This is a genomic window from Mycobacterium sp. (assembly GCF_036490025.1).
GTDB lineage: Bacteria > Actinomycetota > Actinomycetes > Mycobacteriales > Mycobacteriaceae > Mycobacterium.
The window spans coordinates 23194-44303 of record NZ_DASXEP010000041.1 but is presented as its reverse complement, the minus strand read 5'-3'; the positions used below and the strand labels follow the sequence as shown (position 1 = coordinate 44303).

Here is a 21110-nt window from a genome sequence, read left to right as displayed (position 1 = left end):
GTGCGAATGGCGCAGACGGCGCCTTTTGCCGTGCACGTGATTGACGGGGCGCGCTCACAGCGGCCGGCTGGAAGGCGTATCAGTAATGCGGAATGAGAATCTGGCGCTGCTATTGGCTGACGGAGCATCAGAAGCGGGATGGTATGACAGGCCCGCCTACTACGCGCCGCACGTTGTGACCCATGGCCAAATCCATGACGGCGCCGCACGGCTAGCAGAAGTGCTGCGACGACGCGGTATTTCCAAAGGTGAACGCGTCCTGTTGTGCCTTCCGGATTCGCCGGAACTAGTCGAGCTATTGCTGGCCTGCCTGGCTCGAGGAATTCTGGTGTTCCTGGCGAATCCGGACTTACATCCCGAAGACCACGCGTTTCAAGAACGTGACACGGAGCCTGCGCTCGTCGTCACGTCTGCCGCTCTCCGCGCTCGGTTTCAGCAGGCGAGCGTCGTGGAAGCCGAAGAGCTCCTGTGTGAGGCCGGCGGAGTCGGGCCAGGCGACTACGAACCGGTGAGCAGTGACGCTCCTGCCTACGCTACTTACACTTCGGGCACTGTGGGTCCGCCCAAAGCTGCGATCCATCAGCACGGCGATGTGGCGGCGTTTGTCGAAGCCATGTGTCGCCAAGCGCTACAGCTCACTCCCCAAGATATCGGGTTGAGTAGCGCACGTATGTATTTCGCATATGGGCTGGGCAATTCGGTCTGGTTTCCATTGGCGACAGGTGGTTCGTCGGTAATCAGTCTCTCCCCGGTCAGCCCGGACAAGGCTGCCGAGCTGAGTGCGAGTTTTGCGCCATCGGTGCTTTACGGCGTCCCGACCTTCTTCGCCAGAATTGTTGAGACATGCTCTCCCGATGTATTTAGCTCGCTACGGTGTGTCGTTTCAGCCGGAGAGGCTCTTGGGTCTGGGCTCGCCGGCCGGCTCGCGAGCTTCTTCGGCGGTGTTCCCATTCTTGACGGAATCGGGTCCACAGAAGTTGGGCAAACATTCGTATCGAACAGCGTCGACGAATGGCGTCCAGGGACCCTGGGAAAGGTACTGAAACCGTACGAGATTCGAGTGGCGGCCCCGGACGGCGAAAATGCCGATCCAGGGGTTGAGGGCGACCTATGGGTCCGAGGACCGTCGATCGCGGCCGGCTACTGGAACCGGCCCACAGATCCATTGACGAATGGGGATTGGCTCGACACGGGCGATCGAGTTTCTGTCGACGACGACGGATGGGTTAGCTACCGTTGCCGTGCGGACGATATCGAAATCGTCGGGGGCCTCAACGTCAATCCGGCTGAGGTAGAGCGACTCATCGTCGACGACGACAATGTGGCCGAGGCCGCTGTTGTCTCGGTGACCGAATCCGCCGGAGCGTCGGTGTTGCAGGCATTTCTGGTCCCGGCGGGCGGCCAATTCGTTGAGCAGCCGATTATCCAACGCATCCACCGCCGTTTACTTACTCAACTGTCTGCATCCAAGGTGCCGCATAGGTTTGCCGTCGTTGAACGCCTTCCTCGAACCTCGAACGGAAAGCTGTTGCGCGGTGTGCTTCGCGCCGAGCGCCCGGCGAAGCCCATTTGGGATCTGCCGAATCTGGCGCCAGGTTCGGACAACGACGCGATGACGGGTAGCGCACCGGCATCGAATTTTCAGGTTCCGGAGAACCTGGCCGGCGTCACGCTCAGCGAGCGGTTGGCCGTCTTGCAGGAAGAACGTCACCGGCTGGTGGTGGAGGCAGTCAGCACGGCGGCCGCCAAGATTTTGGGCCAGCCTGGTCCGCAGTCCGTAAATCCGAATCTCACCTTCGCGGAGCTGGGCTTCGACTCGCAGATGACAGTCGCACTTCGTAATCGGCTGGCGGCGGGGACCGGGCTGCGGCTGCCCGACACGCTCGGATGGGACTACGGCTCGGTTACCGGACTGGCTCGGTATCTGGAAGCTGAACTCTCCGGATCGGAAAGCCGGGTGGCGCTGCCCGCCCCGGCGCAAGCCGACGAGCCGGTGGTCGTGGTGGGGATGGGCTGTCGCTTCCCCGGTGGGGTGGATTCCCCGCGCGGGCTGTGGGAGGTCGTGTCGACGGCCCGGGATGTGGTGTCGGATTTCCCCACCGATCGGGGTTGGGATGTGGAGGAGCTATTTGACCCCGATCCAGACGCGTTGGGCAAGACCTACACGCGACGGGGCGGATTTGTCACGGACGTAGGCAATTTCGACGCCGGGTTTTTCGGGATCGGCTCCGGCGAGGCATTGGACATGGATCCGGTGCAGCGATTGCTGTTGGAGTGCTCCTGGGAGGCGCTGGAGCACGCCGGGATCGATCCGATGTCGCTGCGCGGCTCGGCGACCGGAGTGTTCTCCGGGGTCTTCGGGGCAGCCTATGGGGGCTCGGCGATCGACGCGTTGGAGGGGTATCGGCTGACCGGTACGGCGTCCAGCGTGGCCTCTGGACGGGTGTCATACGTTCTGGGGCTGGAGGGTCCGGCCGTGTCGGTGGACACCGCATGTTCGTCATCCTTGGTGGCCATGCATTGGGCGGTGCAGTCGCTGCGCTCGGGGGAGTGTGATCTGGCCATTGCCGGCGGCGCGACCGTGAACGCGTACCCGGGGGTTTTCATCGGGTTCAGTCGGCAGCGGGGACTGGCCGCTGATGGACGTTGTAAGTCATTTGCCGGCGCCGCTGACGGAACGGGTTGGGGTGAGGGCGTCGGGATCGTCGTGCTCGAGCGGCTGTCGGATGCGCGACGCCTGGGGCATTCGGTGCTGGCGGTAGTGCGGGGTAGCGCCATCAACCAGGACGGCGCCTCTAACGGCTTGACCGCACCCAACGGGCCATCCCAGCAGCGGGTGATTCGCACGGCGTTGGCCAACGCGGGGCTGACCGCAGCAGATGTGGATGTGGTGGAGGCCCACGGCACCGGCACCACACTGGGTGATCCCATCGAGGCGCAAGCGCTGTTGGCCACCTATGGGCGAGACCGCCCAGATGGGCGGCCGCTCTGGTTGGGCTCGATCAAATCGAATATGGGTCACACTCAGGCCGCGGCCGGCGTGGCCGGAGTGATCAAGATGGTGGAGGCGATCCGGCACGGGACGATGCCCGCGACGCTGCATGTCGATGCTCCTTCGCCCTACGTGGACTGGTCGAGCGGTTCGGTGTCGTTACTGACCGAGGCTCGGAGCTGGCCGGCAGACGGGCCCCCGCGCCGGGCAGGCGTGTCCTCGTTCGGCATCAGTGGCACCAACGCTCACGTGATCTTGGAGCAGGCCCCCGCCGAGATAACCGACAGTTCAACGTCTTCCGGCGGATCTGGCCGGTCGGGGATGTCGGAGCTGCCCTGGGTGATTTCGGCCCGATCTGCCGAGGCTCTGACCGCGCAGGCGGGCCGATTGTTGGCCTGGGTGGAAGCCGACGAAGGGCTGGACCCGGTCGATGTGGGCTGGTCGTTGGCGCGGCGGTCGGTGTTCGAGCATCGAGCTGTGGTGGTGGGCGCCGATCGTCAGCAGTTGACGGAGCGGTTGGCCGGGCTCGCCCGTGGTGAGTCGGGTGCGGGTGTGGTGACGGGCCGCGCCGGGTCGCTGGGCAAGACGGTGATGGTCTTCCCGGGCCAGGGCTCGCAGCGGATCGGAATGGGCCGCGAGTTGTACGGCCAGTTGCCGGTATTCGCCCAAGCCTTCGGTGCGGTGGCCGATGAATTGGATCGGCATCTGCGACTACCGCTGCGCGACGTTGTTTGGGGTGATGACCAGCATCTGCTCGACAGCACCGAGTTCGCCCAACCGGCGTTGTTCGCGTTCGAGGCGGCGTTGTTCACGCTGCTGCGCAGCTGGGGTTTGGGCCCTGACTTCGTGATGGGTCATTCGGTCGGCGAGCTGACCGCGGCGTACGTGACCGGCGTGCTGACACTGGCCGATGCCGCGATGCTGGTCGCCGCGCGGGGCCGGTTGATGCAGGGCCTGCCGGCCGGTGGGGCCATGGTCTCGGTCGGCGCCGGCGCAGACGTGGTAACGCCTCTGCTGCGTGACGGGGTGGTGATCGCGGCGATCAACACCCCTGGATCGGTGGTGATCTCCGGCGCACAGCCTGCGGTGAATGCCATTGCGCAGCAATTTGCCGAGCAGGGCCGGCCGGTCCGCCAATTGGCCGTCTCCCATGCATTTCATTCGCCGCTGATGGAGCCGATGCTCGAGGAGTTCGGGCGCATCGCCGCCCGAGTCGAGGTGCGTAAGCCGCAGATCGGTGTGGTGTCGAACGTGACGGCCAAGCTGGTCGGGTCCGGCTCTGATTTCGGGTCCGCCCGATACTGGGTGGAGCACATCCGCCGGGCGGTTCGGTTCGCTGACAGCGCGCGCCATCTGCAAACCTGCGGCGCCACTCACTTCATCGAGGTCGGTCCCCGTAGTGGTCTGACCGCCGCGATCGAACAATCGCTGTCGCCCGCCGAGATCGAGGTGGTGTCGGTATTGGCTAAAGACGGCCCGGAAATGGCGTCACTGATGAATGCGGCCGGTCAGTTGTTCGCCACCGGGCGGCCGGTGGACTGGCCGGCGGTGTTCGCCGGCTCGGGCGGACGGCGGGTGGAGCTACCAACCTATGCGTTCCAGGGGCGGCGGTTCTGGTCGATGCGCGACCCGTCTGCGGCCACTGATGCAACCGGCTTGGGTGTTGCGGGGACCGGTCACGCGCTGCTGGGGGCGGTGGTGGAGCGACCCGATTCCGGCGGGGTGGTACTAACCGGCCGGTTGTCGCTGGCGGCTCAGCCCTGGCTGGCCGATCACGTGGTGGGCGGAGCGGTGCTGTTTCCCGGGACCGGTTTTGTCGAGTTGGTCATCCGCGCCGGTGACGAGGTCGGGTGCGCGGTCATCGACGAGCTGATACTGGCGGCGCCGTTGGTGGTGCCGCCGGGCACCAAGGTGCAGCTGCAGGTGGTGGTGGGGCCCGGTGGTGACGCGGGCTCGCGCGCGGTGTCGGTGTACTCCCGGTGCGATCAGTCCGAGGCGCAGTGGTTGTTGCATGCCGAGGGCACGCTCGGAGTAGCCGCCGCCGAGGCCTCGATGGATTTGTCGGTGTGGCCGCCCGTCGGCGCCGAACGCGTGGACGTTTCGGATGGATACGCGCGGCTCGCGGACCGCGGCTACGGCTACGGGCCGGCTTTTCAGGGCCTGTCGGCGGTGTGGCGGCGCGAGTCGGAGATCTTCGTGGAAGCCGCCCTGCCCGTTGATGCCGGCTTGCAGGTCGACGGACTGGGAATTCATCCGGCGTTGCTGGATTCGGTCTTGCACGCCATCGGGCTTGCCGGCGAAACGACTGAAACGACTGAAACGATGCTGCCGTTCTGCTGGCGGGGGGTGTCGCTGCACGCGGGCGGAACGGCCCGGGTGCGAGCCCGGTTCTCCGCACTGGGCGGCGACGCGATGTCGATCGAGGTGGCCGACGCCGCAGGGTTGCCGGTGCTGACGGTCGGCTCGCTGGTGACCCGCCCGATGTCCGCCGACCAGTTGCAGGCGGCGTTGACGACGTATGCCGGCCGCCGCGATTGCGAACCGCTTGAAGTGGTGTGGTCTTCGATACCGCCCAAGCCCGACGCAACCGACGCGGCTGGCCAGCTCCCGGCGGTCTCCTGGGAGGACTACTGCGCGGGCGATCAGAGCGCTGATGCCGGTCGGGTAGTGGTGTGGCGGTGCGCATCTGACGGTGACGAGGTGGTGGGCTCGGTGCATACCACCACCCACACCGCCCTGTCGGTGTTGCAGCGCTGGCTGAACGCCGACCCGACGGGCACCTTGGTGGTTCTGACGCACGGTGCGGTGGGCCTGCCCGGTGAGGACGTCAGCGATCTGGCCGCCGCGGCGGTGTGGGGGCTGGTGCGTTCAGCGCAGGCCGAAAACCCGGACCACATCGTGCTGATCGACTCCGACGCAGAGGTCGATGCGGCGGTGCTCGCCGCTGTCGGGGAGCCCCAACTACTCGTGCGCGCCGGTGCGGTGCACGCCGCCCGGCTGGCCCCGGCGCCGGCGCTGCTGGCCTTACCGGCCGGCGAGCCGGCGTGGCGGTTGTCGACCGGCGGTGGCGGGACGCTGGAGGATTTGGCGATTCAGCCCTTCCGGCAGGCGCAGGCAGCTCTGCAGGCAGGCCAGGTCCGGCTGGCGGTGGCCGCCGCCGGGGTCAACTTCCGTGACGTGGTGGCGGCGCTGGGCATGTATCCCGGGCAGTCCCCGGTGTTGGGCGCAGAAGGTGCCGGGGTGGTCATCGAGACCGGTCCCGAGGTCACCCGTGTCGCCGTTGGTGACGCTGTGATGGGGTTGATCGACGGGGCGGGTCCGCTCACGGTGGCGGATCAGCAACGGCTGGTCAAGGCGCCGCAGGGCTGGTCGCTGACCCAGGCCGCGGGTGTGCCGGTGGCGTTCCTGACGGCCTTGTACGGGCTGGCGGATCTTGCCGCGATCCGTGCCGGCGAATCGGTCCTGATACATGCCGGTACCGGTGGCGTGGGTATGGCCGCGGTGCAGCTGGCCAGGCACTGGGGGGTGGATGTTTTCGTCACCGCCAGCAGGGGCAAGTGGGACACGCTGCGCGCCATGGGTTTTGATGACGACCACATCGCTGATTCCCGGACGTTGACGTTTGAAGAGAAAATCCTGTCCGTCACCGGGGGCCGCGGCGTCGATGTGGTGCTCGACTCGCTGGCGGGCGATTTCGTGGATGCCTCGCTGCGGTTACTGGTCCGCGGCGGGCGTTTCCTCGAGATGGGCAAAACCGACATCCGCGACGCGCAGGTGATTGCCGAGCACTATCCCGGCGTGCGCTATCAGGCGTTCGACTTGGTCGAGGCCGGCCCGCAGCGGATGGCGGCGATGCTGGACGAGTTGAAGGAGCTGTTCGACACCGGGGTGTTGCAGCGGCTGCCGGTGCGGACCTGGGAGGTGCGCTCCGCCGTCGAGGCCTACCGATTCATCAGCCAGGCACGCCACATCGGCAAAGTCGTCTTGACCATGCCCTCGGCCCTGAGTGCTGAGCTCGCCGAGGGCACGGTATTGATCACCGGCGGCACCGGCATGGCCGGTGCGGAGCTGGCTCGCCATGTGGTGAAGGCGTATGGGGTCCGTCATGTCGTGTTGGCCAGTCGGCGGGGAGGCCGCGGGGGGCAGACCGCTGAGCTGACTCTCGATCTGGCTCGGGCCGGCGCCCAGGTGCAGGTGCTGGCCTGCGATGTGGCCGATCGCAGTGCGGTGGCGGAGTTGCTGGCCCAGGTGGCTCGACGGTTCCCGCCGTTGCGGGGCGTGATTCACGCGGCCGGGGTGATCGATGACGCGGTGATCACCTCGTTGACACCGGAACGGGTGGATACGGTGCTGCGGGCCAAGGTGGACGCGGCCTGGAATCTGCACGAGCTGACCCGCGATCTGGGCTTGTCGATGTTCGCCCTGTGCTCGTCGATCGCCGGCACGGTCGGCGCCCCCGGGCAGGGTAATTACGCGGCCGCCAACGCGTTTCTGGACGGACTGGCCGCGCACCGGCAGGCGGCGGGATTGCCGGGGGTCTCGCTGGCGTGGGGATTGTGGGAGCGTTCCAGCGCCCTGACCGCTCATTTGAGCGGCCGCGATCTGGCCCGTCTCAACCGCGACGGGTTGGGCGCGATGAACGCCGGGCAGGCGCTGGAAATGTTCGATGCCGCGCTGGCGGTGGATCACCCCGTCGTCGTCGCCACCCGGTTGGACCGCGCGGCGCTGGACACTCGGGGCCTCAGCGGCGAGTTGCCGGCGTTGTTCAGCGGCCTGGCGCGCCGCCCACGGCGGCGCACGACCGACCACGTCGTCGATGCCACCGAATCGAAATCGATGCTGGCGCAACGGCTACAAGCGCTGGGCCCGGACGATCAGCACAGTCTTCTGGTGGAGACGATGTGCTTGCATGCGGCCGCGGTGATGGGTCACCCCGCACCGGAGGAAATCGACCCCGACACCCCGTTCCGGGATCTGGGGTTCGACTCGTTGACCGCCGTCGAGCTGCGCAACCGGGTCAAGACCGCCACGGGCCTCACCTTGTCGCCCACCTTGATCTTCGACCATCCGACCCCGAACGCCGTCGCCGTTTATATCGGCGGGCAATTCGCGGACGCCGGCGATTCCGATTGAGCCATCGAGATTTAACGTGCCTGCACCGGCATCGGAGCGGTGTTCTCCTCCTGAGCAACGTGCCTTCGGACAGGGTGGTCGCCACGCGGATGGACTACTAAGGGCCACCAGAACCAGCGGCCCAGCATGGTGGCCAGCGAGGGCATGAACAGCGTCCGTACCACCAGGGTGTCGAGCAGCAGTCCGATACAGACCGTCGAGCCGAACTGGCCCAACACTGTCAGGTCGCTGCCCAGCATCGCCGCCATGGTGAACGCGAACACCAGGCCCGCCGACGTCACCACCGCACCGGTGCCGGCCATCGACCGGACGTACCCGGTCTTGAGCCCTGCGTGTATTTCTTCTTTAAACCTCGAGACCAGCAGCAGGTTGTAGTCGGAGCCCACCGCCAACAGGATGATCACCGACAGTGCCACGACGATCCAGTGCAGGTGCATGCCGAACAGGTCCTGCCAGATCAGTACAGACAGCCCGACGGATGCGGCGATCGAACTGCTCGCGGTTCCGACGATGACCAACGCCGCCACCGCACTTCGGGTGAGGATCAGCATGATCATGAAGATCAGTGTCAACGCCGACACCACCGCGATCATCAGGTCGTACTTCTCGCCGTCGGCCATGTCGCGGAAGGTCGCGGCGGTGCCGCCGAGATACACCTTGGCGTCCGACAGCGAGGACTGCTTGAGCGCTTCCTGGGCCGCGGTGCGCTCGGCGTCCACGCGACCGATTCCTTCGGGCGACATCGGATCACCCTGGTGAGTGATGAAGAAGCGCACCGACTTTCCGTCGGGAGAGAAGAACAACTTCACGCCGCGGATGAACTCCGGGTTGGTGAACGCCTCGGGCGGCAGGTAGAAGAAGTCGTCGTTCTGCGACTTGTCGAAGCTCTGCCCCATCACGATGGAGGTGTTGCTCATCGCCTCCATCTGGTCAATCATCGCTTTGAACGTCTGGTACATGGTCAGTGTCAGACCGTGCGTCGTTTTCAACGTCTCGAGCATGATCGGGATCAGCAGCTCTAACTCGTGCGAAGCCTGTGCGGTGCGGGTGATATCGCCGGAGAGATCGTGGAACTTCTCGGCGAGTTGGTCGAAACCGTCGATCGAGTCGAACAACGACCGGAACGAGATGCAGACCGGGATGTCGTAGCAGTGCTTCTCCCAGTAGAAGTAGCTGCGGATCGGCCGGTAGAAGTCCTCGAAGTCCGCAATGTGGTCCCGCAGGGTGTCGGTGATCTCCGATGTTTCCTGTGTGGTTTTCGCGCTGTCGAGGGCGGCGCTGGCCAGATCATGAGTGACCTTCGCCTGGCGTTCCGTCACGTTGATCATGATCTGCATCTCGTCGGCCATCTTCAGAATGTCTTTCATTCTGTCTTTGAGGAAGTCCATGTTCTGCATGGTCGTCTGGCTCTGGATGCTGTTCTGGAACGGAATCGAGCTGTGCTGGATGGGAATTCCCAACGGCCGGGTGATGTCCTGGATCATCGCGATGCCCACGGTGCGGATCTCGTTCTTGGCGACTTTGTCCAACACCAGCATGTCGGAGGTGTTGCGCATGTCGTGGTCGGCCTCGATCATCAGCAGGTCCGGATTCATCCGGGCTTCGGAGAAGTGCCGATCGGCCGCGGCGTAGCCGACGTTGGACCGCGCTGATTCGGGTAGATAATGGCGGTCGTTATAACTTGGTTTGTATCCGGGTAAGGCGACCATACCGACCAGGACAACAGCTGCGCTCACCGCGAAAACCGGTGCGGGCCAACGCACGACCGCGGTACCGACCCGCCGCCACAGCCGGCCGCGGGCCTGACCCTTCTTTTCGAACAGCCCGAATCGGCTGCCCACGAAAACCACGGCCGGGCCCAGCGTCAAGCCCGCCGCCACCACGACGATCATGCCGATGGCCACCGGGTCGCCCATGGTGTGGAACCAGGGCAACCGGCAGAAGCTGAGGCAATACGTCGCGCCGGCAATGGTCAGCCCGGACCCCAGCACGACAGGCGCTACGCCCTTGAATGTCGTGTAGTACGCGGTTTCTCGGTCTTGGCCTTGGCGGAGTGCCTCTTGATAACGACCGATGAGGAAGATGCCATAGTCGGTGCCGGCCGCGATCGCCAGCATCGTCAGGATGTTCGCGGCGAACGTGGTGAGCCCAAAGGCGTTGTTGTAACCAAGAACCGCGACGATTCCGCGCGCACACGCCAGCGCGACGAAGGTCATGAACAGCTGAATCAGCGTGGTGACGAACGAGCGGTAGACCAGCAACAGCATGATCGCGATCGCGCCAAGGGTGAACAGCGTGATTTTGGCCAAGCTGTCATTGCCGATGACGTGCATGTCGTCCGACAGCGCCGCCGAGCCGGTGACGTGAGCCTTGACCCCGGGCGGCGCAGGCTCGTCGTCGACGACCTTGCGGACAGCCTCGACGGAGTTGTTGGCCTGGGTGGTGCCCTGATTACCGGCGATATTGACCTGGACATAGGAAGCCTTGGCATCGGCGCTCTGCGCGCCCGCCGCGGTGAACCTGTCACCCCAGAAGTCCTGGATGTGCTGGACGTGCTTGGTGTCCTTGCGCAGTTTGCGCACGATGTCGTCGTAGTAGTGGTGCGCGGCGTCGCCGAGCGGCTGCTGACTTTCCACTACCACCATGACCGTGCTGTTGGAACTGAACTCGTGGAAGTTGTGACCCATCCGCATCATCGCCTGATTCGACGGTGCTTCCAGGGGCGCCATCGGCGCGGAATGGCTTTCGCCGACGATTTCCAGGCTGGGAACGGCGACGTTGACCACGACGGTCAGCGCGACCCAGCCCAGGATGATCGGAATCGCGAAGATGCGAATGAAGTGCGGGATGAAAGGGCGGTGCGGTTTGGCTGCTCTGCTCTGAGTGTCGGGGTAGGTCATGCGGACTTCACCAGGCAGAACGTCTGGGCGTTATGACCGTCCGAGCTGCGGTGCTCGCGTAGCTCTCCGTCAACGGTGATGCGGCAGCCGATGTAGCCGGCATCCGTCTGCGCCATGATGTTGGCGCTCACCGCGGGCAGAGTGGTGGAAATGGTGTACGACCATGGCAGCGATGCGTTGTTGATCTGATGGGTGTTGGCGTCGGCGTCCCAGTAGTTGATGTTCGCGACGCTGCCGGGCGGCCCGTCGATCTCGTACTTCACCACTTTGGGGTTGAACTGCACGATCTTGATTCCGGCTCCCGAGTTCGCGTTGAGGTCCTGTGATGCGAACACCTTGTGCAGGCGCGTCACGGAGAGCGCGGAAACCGACAGCACGACCACCAACAGCAGAGGTATCCATGCACGTTTGAGCAGACCGCTCATCGACATCGCCCTCACTCGGTCTCCTCCCGCCGCCCGCCGATGACGACCAGAACCTTCGCTCGGCTAACTATGCTAGACGATAGGGCACGCCCGCGTTCCGCTAGGTCTCTTCGCTTTGCCGGGGCTCGCACTGCTACTGGGCGGCTCGGCCCGTGACGGGCGGAAGGTCGGCCAGCGTGACGATCCCGGGTTCGGCCGCCACCACTGCGGGAACCGCATTGGTGACCGGCATTGCGGTGTAAATCATGCCCAGGCCCATGAATCCGGGCTCGGTCCAGCCCTTGGGCGGTAGACAGTGCACCACCGTGCGCATGTTCGGCACACCGAAGACTTGAATGACATGGCCGTGCTCGAGTGGTTTGGGCGGCACCACCTGATCACCCATCGTCCAGTTGAACCCGACGCTGACCACATTGCGGTCGCCGACCCAGCCGCGGTGGTAGCCGAAGACGCTGCCGACCGTGCCGGCCGGAATCTTCATGAAGCCCAAGTCGGAATCACCGGTGGCCGCGGTGAAGGTGACGTCGAATGTCATCTTGTCCAGTTTCGCCCCGATCGCATCGGCCATCATCGCGGCCGATTCGGCGAAGACTTCGCTTTCGCGTCGCACATTCTCGGCTAACCCGGGTGTGTCTGGGTCTTGCGAAAAGCCCATGGCTGTCTGGGTTTCCGCCGATTCGTAGGTTGAGCAGTCCACCGATTCGGTGATCCGGATTTCGTCGACGCGTTCGCATGAGCCGCTCAGCGCCATGCCGACCAAGTTCGTCATCCCGGGGTGGGCGCCGCTGCCGAAAATCGTCGAACCGCCTCGCTCGCAGGCGTCGAGGATCCGCTTGCGGTCCTGCGGGGTCTGCTTGCCACCGGTGATCCACGCCGCGCTCGTGCATACGTTAACTCCGGATTCGAGTAGTCGAACCAACTCGTCGACGCCTGCCCACAACGGGTTATAGCAACACGCGTCGGGTCGAAGCGCCAACAGCGCATCGATGTCGTTGGTGGCTTTGACACCGGTCGGCTCCGGCCACCCGGACAGCGCCGCGGCGTCCACCCCGACCTTGTCTTGCCCGTGTGCGTAGACACCGACCAGTTCCATGTCTGGTCTGCCGATGATGGCGTGCAGCGATCGCCGTCCGATATTGCCGGTGGTCCACTGGATCACCCGAAGCGGATGGTCTGCTTTGGTCGCGCTCATCTGGGGCTCCTTCGCCGGTTGCATTGGACTCATTATGTTCAACCGCCCGGCACTCACTCGTGCCGGGCATTCCTCTGTGTCAGAGAAAGGTCAAAGCCCGCAGGCACCGACCGCGAGGAACGCACAGCCGATCGCGGCCAGCAGGATCGCGACGTCGCGGCGGCGACGCGATCGAATCCAGTCGTGCAGTACGGTCACCGACCGGGCGGTTGCCTTGGGCGCCAACAGATAGGCCACCAACGGAATCTCGACAAGGGCGAAGGCGACCATGTTGAACATCACCAGCGCCGCGACCTGTGTCAGGGCCGCCGTCCGCGAGGCCAGGATGACAGCCAGCGCGCCAAGATAGTCGACCGATGGCAGCGCGATGCTGAGACCTGCGATGCCCGCGACCGACAGCGAATCCCCCTTGAGCAGTTTGCGGGCCGGCGTCGTCAACCTCGCCGGCCCCGCACCCAGCCGGCCGAAGACGTCGACGGCCACTATCGCTGCGACGAAGAGAAGCAGCAACCCGATCAGGATCTGGACCCTGGGCACGGTGACGTAGTTCGTCCCGAGCAGTATGCGTCGAAACAGGAACAGCACAACCAGGCCCACCGTCGTTCCCATGGCGAAACCGCCACACAGAAACGCGAGCAGGTGCAGCGCGGGCCTGGGTCTGTTCAGCATCAGCACGGTCATACCGATCCGGAATGGTTCGACACTGACGGCAAGGGCCATTACCAGGACGGTTGCCAGCATGAATTAACCCGGGTTGCGCGACCCACCGGCCCGGGCTAGGCGTCCAACCGTGTGAATTGGTCCTGTCGGTACTGCTCGACGCAGGCTGCGCGCCGGATCTTGCCGCTCGTCGTGGTGGGAATCGAGCCGGCCGACACCAGAACCACGTCACCGACATTCAGCCCGTGCGCATTGGAAATCGCCGACGTGATGTCGCTTTTGACGCCGCTGAGCCGGTGCAACGCATCCTCGCTGGGCTCGCCCCGGTTCTTCTTCACCTCGATGACGGTGACCAGTTGCTCGGTGCTGCCCACCGGGACCGAAATCGCCGCGACCCGACCCTGGGTGACCTCTTGGACCGTCGCCTCGATGTCCTCGGGATAGTGGTTACGCCCCCGGATGATCAGCAGATCCTTGATGCGGCCGACGATGAACAGGCCACCCTCGTGGATGAAACCGAGGTCGCCGGTTCGTAGCCAGGGCCCGTCCGGGGTGCCGGGCGAAGGGTCGAAGAGCGTGGCGTGGAAGCAGCCCTGCTCTTCCGGCGGTTTGTGCCAGTAGCCCTCGGCGATGTTCTCGCCGTGCACCCAGATTTCGCCGATCGAGTCCGACGGGCACTCGCGATGCGTCTCGCTGTCGACGATTCGCAGCTTGGGTGATTGCGGCACTTCGTATCTGACCAGCGAGGTACCGTTCCCGGGCGCACACCGCTCGACACGGCCCGTGCCGAGCTCGCCGACGTCGAAGTGAACTTCCGACGCGGATTCACTCCAGGTGCCGGTCGCCACGAAGACGGTCGCCTCCGCCAAGCCGTAGGACGGACGCATCATGGCGTCCCGGAAATTGAAGTGCGCAAAGCGATCGACGAAGCGGCGCATCGTGGCAGGCTCGACGCGCTCGGCGCCGCTGATGATGCCCAGGACTCCGCCGAGGTCGAGCCCGGCAAGGTCGCTCTCGGTTGTTTTGCGGGCGGCCAAGTCGAATGCGAAATTGGGCGCCGACGACCACGCATGAGGATTCTCGGCCAGCGATCGCATCCATCTGGCCGGCCGCTCCAGGAAACCGACTGGACTCGTCAGCTCCGCGTGATAGCCACCCAAGATCGGCGCGCAGACCCCCAGCACCAAACCCATGTCGTGGTAAAACGGCAACCACGACACAATCGTGGTATCGGATGGGACTTTCGAGTCCGCGAAGAAGCTGAGCATCAGCTGCTCGAAATTCACCGTGAGGTTGCGGTGCGACATCATCACCCCGGTCGGCAGCCGCGTCGAACCGGAGCTGTACTGCAGATACGCGATGCCGGGTGAATCAGCTGTCTGAAGGCTTGGTCCGCCCTCGGCGTCCAGATTCAACGAATCGATCGTGACGATCTTTGGCGCGGTGTCCATCCGTGATTGATCGACGTAATCGCCGACGTCTTCTGCCGCGGCAGATGTCGTGAGAACAACCGCGGGTGACGTATCGGCAAAAACGGCGCCGACCCGCTCGTAACTCGAGCCGCGGTGGGGCAGCGGCAGTGGAACCGCGATCAGCCCGGCCTGCATGGCTCCCAGGAAAGCCAGGATGTATTCAATGCCCTGCGGCGCCAGGATTACCGCCCGATCTCCCACCGACCCGTGCAGGCGGATTTCGCGCGCCACGTTCATCGTCCGGCGGGATAGCTGCGACCAGGTGAGGCTCTCGGGAATGCCGGCCCAGTCTTTCTCGTAATCGGTGAAAGTGAACGCGACGTCATGCGGGCGCAGACTGGCGCGTCCATGCAGCATCGACAGGATGGAGGATTGGGACATACGCGTCACATTACGTCCGTACTGATAGTGGAGTCGGCGGCATCGGAGTCGGTGGTCAGCTGCTTCCCGCTTCTCCTGCGCCGTGCGACAACACGGACATCGCACCGGCGATGATCTGCGAGAACGGGTCGGCGCCGCCGCCGAATGTCGCCTGGTTGGCCGGTGCGGTGGCCTCGGCGGGGTCGAAGCCGTTGACCGGGTCCACCTGAATCGGAGCGGTCGCCGGGTCGTCGTTACGTGAATAGGCCGGATTCACCCGCGGGATCAGGATCGCGTCGAGCTTGTTCAGCGTGCCTTCGTCGATCCCGATGTACTTCAGCGGCATTACCAGCGGAAGGTGCTTTTGCGGGACCATGATCGTGGTGTCTTTCGCGCCCCTGGAGTTGATCGTCGTTCTGATGTTCTGCGGCGGCGCCATGCTTGCGTTGGTGAAGGCCACCGCGGTGTGACCGGTGGCGAGGCCCATCAGCGTGTTGGCGAAAGCGAACAGGTTGTCCGGCCGGTCGGGGAAGTCCGCGATCGAGTCGTAGGCAGCCACGAACCGATAGGTGTCGTACTGGCTCTCGTACGGCGGCGGCATGGTGTAGTCGAGTGCGGGGACAACGCTGCCGACCGGGAACGCGGCGGACAGGAAACTCTGACCGAAGGCGTGATGCCCGATCGGGTCGCCGAATGTGGCGAAGTTCAGCGTGTTCGGCGGGGGAGCATTCGGGTCAGTCGCCAGCCGGGCCTGCGCGCCGTCGACCACGAACCCACCCTCGGACAAGCCGATTGCCGTGCCGGGGCGACCGGTTTTGCGGATCGCCGCGACGAGGTTGTCCACTCCCACATCGACCGACTCACCCACGCTGGGGCCGTCCACCCCTAGGCCGGGGAACTGCTCGTCGATCTTGCCGATGCCCGGGAAGAGCCGGTCCAGCACGTGGCCCTGAACTTGCCCCGCCGGGTAGGGAACTATCTGTCGCTGCTGGCCGGGGAACCACTGGGCGCCCTCCATGCGGATGTACTGGTCGTAGGGAATGCCCAGGACGTGTGCACCTCCGAGGGCGTAGGCGGTCTGGTCGCCCGGTGCGCCGGGACTTGGCGGCCCGGTGATGGGGGTGTCGTCGGCCGAAGCGGTCCCGAGCCCGAAAAATCCTGTGGCGCCGACACTTACCAGCACCGAAACTCCTGCGAGTAGTTTCTTCATCCCTACTCCTGACCGCTTGGATATGTCTCGTAGTTTCACATACATCAGGGCGTATCCCCTAACTCGCTTGAGGCTGGGCGCGGCCCGCTGCCCGCCGCCGCCTGCCCACTCGGGATGGCCACCAGTTTGCCTGACCGACCAGCGCGGCGATCGCGGGAACCGTGATGGTCCGCACCAGGAACGTGTCCAGCAAAATTCCCACACCGATCACGAAACCGCCTTGCACCACGGTGCCGATGCTGGAGAACAGCAGACCGGCCATCGAGGCGGCGAAGATCAGGCCTGCCGCGGTGATCACGCCGCCGGTCGATTTCAGGGTGCGAATGATTCCGTAACGCAAGCTGTGCGGGGACTCGTCGCGCATTCGCGAGACCAGCAACATGTTGTAGTCCGCTCCCACCGCCACCAGCACCACGAACGCCAGCGGCGGCACGCTCCAATGCAGTTGCTGACCAAGGATGAATTGGAATGCCACCGCGCCGATGCCCACCGCCGACAAATACGAGACCACCACGGACGCAACCAGGTACAACGGGGCGACAATCGCACGCAGCAGCACCATCAAGGTCAGCAACACAACGATGAGGGTGACCGCGATGATGAATCTGATGTCGTGTTGGTAGTAGTCGCGGGTGTCCTTCAGGCCGACGGTGTATCCGGCCATCGATATCTTGGCGTCCGACAACGCGGTATTCGGCTGGGCTCCCTTGGCGGCGGCAAGGATTGCGTTGACCTGATCCATCGCATCGGTGCTGAACGGATTGAGTTTCGTTTGCACCAGGTACCGGACCCAATGGCCGTCCGCTGACATGAATACCTTGGAGGCCTTCTGGAACTCATCCAGGTGCAGCAGCTGCGCCGGGATGTTGAATCCGGCCATCGCCGGTTGCGCCGCATCGTGCTTGAGTGACAACAGGAACGTCGCCGACTCACTGAGCCCGGCACCCAACTGTTTGACCTGGTCGACCAGGAGGTTGACCGCTTCAGAAATCTGCCGACTGCCACCGGCGAACTGATCGGCGTCACCTTGCAACTGGTCCAGGTTCGCCTGCATCCCGCCGGGCTGGTCCATCCCCATGGAGCGCAGCACGTCGGTGAGCTTCCCGACCGCCGCGCGCAGCCGGTCCGTCGTTGCTTTCAGGGTCTGTTTGTCCGGGTAGTCCGCCAATTGATGGGACAGGTCATTGATTGCGTCGAGGTCTTCCTGATCGCGCGAGCCAACCAGCTGCTCGAACACCCCGCGGGTGGCGCTGCACGACTCGTCCATATCGCAGATCGGGTTGCCTCGTAGCGAAGTCAGCACCGGGCTTATCCAGTCGAAGACGTTCTTGGCGGCGGTGTAGTTCCAGCCCATGTTGTTGCTGAGCGAGTTGACGTGGTCAATGAGTCGGGCCGTGATGTCGACCTGATGGACCAGAGTGTCGCCGCTGTACTGGTCTTTCGTCGACGAGAGGGTGTTCTGCAGCTCCTGCACGCTGGCAGCGAGCTGGCTGACTTGACCGCGCACGTCGTCGAGATGGTTAGCCAGTGTGCCGGCCCCTTCGGACAGCTGGTTGAGGTCGTTGGTGTGGTCGTTGATCAGCGTGGACCCGCCTTCGAGAAAGCTCCCGATGGCGCCGGCCTGATAGGTCGCCCGGAATTGCTCCGGCACATTGCCGGTCGGACGGGTGATGCCGCTGATGGCGGCGACATTCGCCAGCTGGCTGACCCGGTCGGCCATTTGTTCCAGGTCCGCCAGCGCCTGTGGTGTGCGCAGATCACGTGGCGATTCGACGAGGATGTACTCCGGAATGGACTGATTCACCGGGAAGTGGCGGTCCAGGGCGGTGTACCCGATCGAGCTCGGCGCAGAAGACGGCAGTGCCTTGCGGTCGTCGTAGTTGTAGCGCACCAGCGCGGCGCAGCTGGCCAGGCCGGCCAGCACCAGCAGGCTGACGACCAGGTGTGTTTTTGGCCGGCGCACGATCCGTATGCCCGAACGCCGCCAGAACCGCGCGGTCAGCTCGCGTCGCGGCTTGACCCAGCCGCGTGGCCCGGCGAGCACGAGGATCGCCGGCAGCAACGTCACCGCGGCCAGGTATGCCACCCCGACCCCGATGGCCGACGCGATGCCGACCGTTTTGAACACGCCCATCCGGGCGAAGCTGATGACGAGGAACGTGATGCCGACCGTGCTGGCCGAGGCGGTGATCACTTTTCCGATCGAGATCAACGCCCGCTTGAGCGCCTGATCGAAGTCCGCGCCTGACCGCAGGTAATCGTGATAGCGGCTGATGAGAAAGACCGCGTAGTCCGTGCCGGCCCCGGCCATGATCGCGCTGAGAAAGACGATGGACTGGTTCGAGACGCCCGAGCCCGTCAACGCGGAGTAGCCGGCCACCACCGCCTGCGCGATCACCAGCGACAACCCGATCGTGATCAACGGCAGCACCATGGTGATCGCGCTGCGGTAGACGATCAGCAAAACAATCAGGACCAGCACGCCGATGGCCAGCTCGATCGGCATCCGATCCTGTTCGCCGGCGACCGTGAGGTCGGCGACAGTTCCGGCGGGACCGGTGAGATTCGCCTTGAGCGACGATCCGGCCACGGTGTGTTTGACGGTGTCGGTGATCTGCTTGAACGCCTGGTAGGACCGTGGCGTGCCCAGCTCGCCCGCGACGCCGACCGGCAGCACCCAGGCTTTGTTGTCCTTGCTGGTCACAATCGACCGCAGCGGCGGCGTGCTGATGAAGTCCTGCAACATCACCACATTGCGGGTGTCGTTCCGCAGCGTGTCGACCAATGCGCGGTAGGTGTCCTCATCGGCGGGGCTGAGCCCCTTGTCATCGGTCAGGACGACCAGCAGCAGGTCTTCTGAGCCCGATTCGTGAAACGCCTCGGTCATCTTTCGGGCGGTGACGCTGGACGGCGCGTCGTTGGGCAAAATGGCGAGCGGATGCTTCTGTGCCATCTCATTGAGTGATGGGGAGGTCAGTGTCAAGGTCACCGCGGTCGCGATCCAGAGCCCTATCACCAGCCAGGGCCATCGCACCACAAAGCCAGCTAGCCGTCGCATAGCGCCCCCGCCCCCGTTCGGCCCACGCATCTGCGCCCGTCGGCGACGCTCGCCGACGCATTACCCACCGTTTTAGCCATCCGCCTGCTCACGCTATGCGACGCGACCCCAGTGCCCGCTGTCGGCGACCCGCGAGCACACCGATCGCATCGCCTCCATGTAGCGGGTCACCGATTTCTGGGCGACCGGATTATCGGGATGCATGATGGCCATGACGGTGCCTTCGCCGTACCGGAAGATGTAGATCGTCATCTGGTACGAGAAACGTCCGTCGGGATAGATCCCGACGTTGTCCGCAAGGCCCAGGTCAGCGGCGGCGAGAATGGCGTTGAGCGGCGCGGCTCCGCCGTGCAGGAAGTTCGACACCGGAAAGTTCGGTTGCGGCCACTTCAACCACGGCGCCAATTCCAGTACCCGGTAGTAAGGCACCCGCGCCATGTCCAGACCTGAATCGAACGAAGACTGCGCTGCCCAGGCCGCGTCGGCGAACGAGGCCGCGGCTATCGGCACGGTGATCGGGATCAACCCGGTGAACCACCCCTGTGTCATGAAATTGTCCGCGCCGGTGCGGGAATCCCTCGGCGTAAGTCCGTAGTACGTCACAGCACCGGTGAACTCGTGCTCCACCAGTGCGAGGCAGGCGAACAAGCCGCCGACGAAGCGCGCGCCGGCGGCGTTGCAGGCCGATTCGAATCGTTCGGTCTGCGCCGGGTCCAGCAGGAGCTCGGAGGCCATGTCGCTGCTGGTCGATTCCGACGGATTACCCAGTGGGAGCGGGAACTCGGGGAAACTGCCGTTGTTGTTCTCCGCATAGTCGATCCAGGCGTTCACCCCGGGCGAATCCACGGTCAGCGTCGAGGTGAACTCGCGCTCGCGGACACAAAAATCGGCGTAGCTGCCGGCATCGGGAAGCTGTAGTGGCTCACCGCCGCTGCTCAACGCGGCATACATGCCGTTGGCTTCCATCATCGTGGTGCCGATCAACGTCGCGTCGCCGTGCACGTGGTCCATAGCGACAAAGAAGGTGAAGTGGCCCTCGCGTTGGACGATCCCGAAGGTGAAGCAGCCCCACTCCAACGGGTTCGGTATACCCACGACGTGAGCGCGAATTTCGTCCTCGGTCATGGTGCCGTGATTGATCGGCTCGAATTCGATGTCGGCCGGGTCGGTGATGGTGTGCCGGACGAACTGGTCATCACTGGTGTGCTCGAACCAACTCCGGAACGTATCGTGCCGACGCAGGTAGGCGTTGAGGGCGACATCCATCGCGGCGATATCACACTCGCCCGACGCGTCACAGCTGGCGATGATTTGGCGGGAGAAGTTCAGCCCCGCGGCGGTCCGGTCGCTGTAATTTCGCAGATGCTGGCCCTGCATGTAACTGACCGGCACCGAACTGGCCGGCGCGTGCCGGGCCTTCTCTGCAGCCACGGGCGTCGGGTGCCAAGAGGTGACTGAGCCTGGAGCCAGCACCCATTCCTTGAGCGAACCGACGGTGATCTTCCCGATGCGCAACTGCGTCCTCCTGATTTTTACGGCTCCCGTGCAGCCGCTGCTTGCAGCGAGACCCAAGATAGCCCGCTCGGCAGACACTGTCGCCCAGTATCGCCGGCGTCTGACATCGAACCATCCGGCGTGAAAGGGCCTCGATAGCCGTACCTGGGGGTGTACGGTGCCGGATATCCGCCATCGCCGCCGGCACGCTATT

At 64.6% G+C, this 21110-nt stretch carries 9 protein-coding genes; 1 reads left to right on the top strand and 8 read right to left on the bottom strand.

All coding sequences use genetic code 11. The annotated features are described in order from the left end of the window. The first annotated feature begins 85 nt into the window (after positions 1-85). On the top strand, positions 86-8125 hold the full coding sequence (locus VGG53_RS04870; RefSeq protein WP_331516859.1) for an SDR family NAD(P)-dependent oxidoreductase: 8040 nt from the start codon (positions 86-88) through the stop codon (positions 8123-8125). Positions 8126-8136: 11 nt separating this feature from the next. Here the strand turns inward: VGG53_RS04870 and VGG53_RS04865 are convergent, their stop codons facing one another. From VGG53_RS04865 to VGG53_RS04830, 8 genes are all read right to left on the bottom strand, one after another. Next, positions 8137-11025, bottom strand: coding sequence for an MMPL family transporter (locus tag VGG53_RS04865; RefSeq protein ID WP_331516858.1), 2889 nt, complete (start codon positions 11023-11025; stop codon positions 8137-8139). Next, complete coding sequence (locus VGG53_RS04860; protein ID WP_331516868.1) at positions 11022-11450, bottom strand: MmpS family transport accessory protein; 429 nt, start codon at positions 11448-11450, stop codon at positions 11022-11024. The genes VGG53_RS04865 and VGG53_RS04860 overlap by 4 nt, the downstream gene beginning before the upstream one ends. A gap of 133 nt (positions 11451-11583) precedes the next feature. Next, positions 11584-12642: a dihydrodipicolinate reductase gene (locus tag VGG53_RS04855; RefSeq protein WP_331516857.1), complete on the bottom strand. Its 1059-nt coding sequence runs from the start codon at positions 12640-12642 to the stop codon at positions 11584-11586. 90 nt (positions 12643-12732) lie between these two features. Then, the gene (locus VGG53_RS04850; RefSeq protein ID WP_331516856.1) at positions 12733-13383 is read right to left on the bottom strand and encodes a GAP family protein; all 651 of its coding nucleotides are present in this window, start codon (positions 13381-13383) and stop codon (positions 12733-12735) included. Between the two features lie 35 nt (positions 13384-13418). Next, complete coding sequence (locus VGG53_RS04845; RefSeq protein WP_331516855.1) at positions 13419-15155, bottom strand: AMP-binding protein; 1737 nt, start codon at positions 15153-15155, stop codon at positions 13419-13421. Positions 15156-15210: 55 nt separating this feature from the next. Further along, positions 15211-16344: an acyltransferase PE gene (pe, locus tag VGG53_RS04840; protein WP_331516854.1), complete on the bottom strand. Its 1134-nt coding sequence runs from the start codon at positions 16342-16344 to the stop codon at positions 15211-15213. A 58-nt stretch (positions 16345-16402) separates the two neighbouring features. Then, positions 16403-19402 (bottom strand): RND family transporter, encoded by a 3000-nt coding sequence (locus tag VGG53_RS04835; protein WP_331516853.1) that lies wholly within the window; start codon positions 19400-19402, stop codon positions 16403-16405. A gap of 93 nt (positions 19403-19495) precedes the next feature. Further along, a complete protein-coding gene (locus VGG53_RS04830) occupies positions 19496-20917 on the bottom strand; it encodes a condensation domain-containing protein (protein ID WP_331516852.1) in 1422 nt (473 codons plus the stop codon). Between the last annotated feature and the right edge of the window lie 193 nt (positions 20918-21110).

Excerpts from the sequence above, each read along its gene's own strand:
- VGG53_RS04845 (WP_331516855.1), bottom strand. The coding sequence starts at position 15,155 with ATGTCCCAATCCTCCATCCTGTCGATGCTGCATGGACGCGCCAGTCTG.
- VGG53_RS04870 (WP_331516859.1), top strand. The coding sequence starts at position 86 with ATGCGGAATGAGAATCTGGCGCTGCTATTGGCTGACGGAGCATCAGAA.
- pe (WP_331516854.1), bottom strand. The coding sequence starts at position 16,344 with ATGAAGAAACTACTCGCAGGAGTTTCGGTGCTGGTAAGTGTCGGCGCC.
- VGG53_RS04860 (WP_331516868.1), bottom strand. The coding sequence starts at position 11,450 with ATGAGCGGTCTGCTCAAACGTGCATGGATACCTCTGCTGTTGGTGGTC.
- VGG53_RS04855 (WP_331516857.1), bottom strand. The coding sequence starts at position 12,642 with ATGAGCGCGACCAAAGCAGACCATCCGCTTCGGGTGATCCAGTGGACC.
- VGG53_RS04865 (WP_331516858.1), bottom strand. The coding sequence starts at position 11,025 with ATGACCTACCCCGACACTCAGAGCAGAGCAGCCAAACCGCACCGCCCT.
- VGG53_RS04850 (WP_331516856.1), bottom strand. The coding sequence starts at position 13,383 with ATGCTGGCAACCGTCCTGGTAATGGCCCTTGCCGTCAGTGTCGAACCA.
- VGG53_RS04835 (WP_331516853.1), bottom strand. The coding sequence starts at position 19,402 with ATGCGACGGCTAGCTGGCTTTGTGGTGCGATGGCCCTGGCTGGTGATA.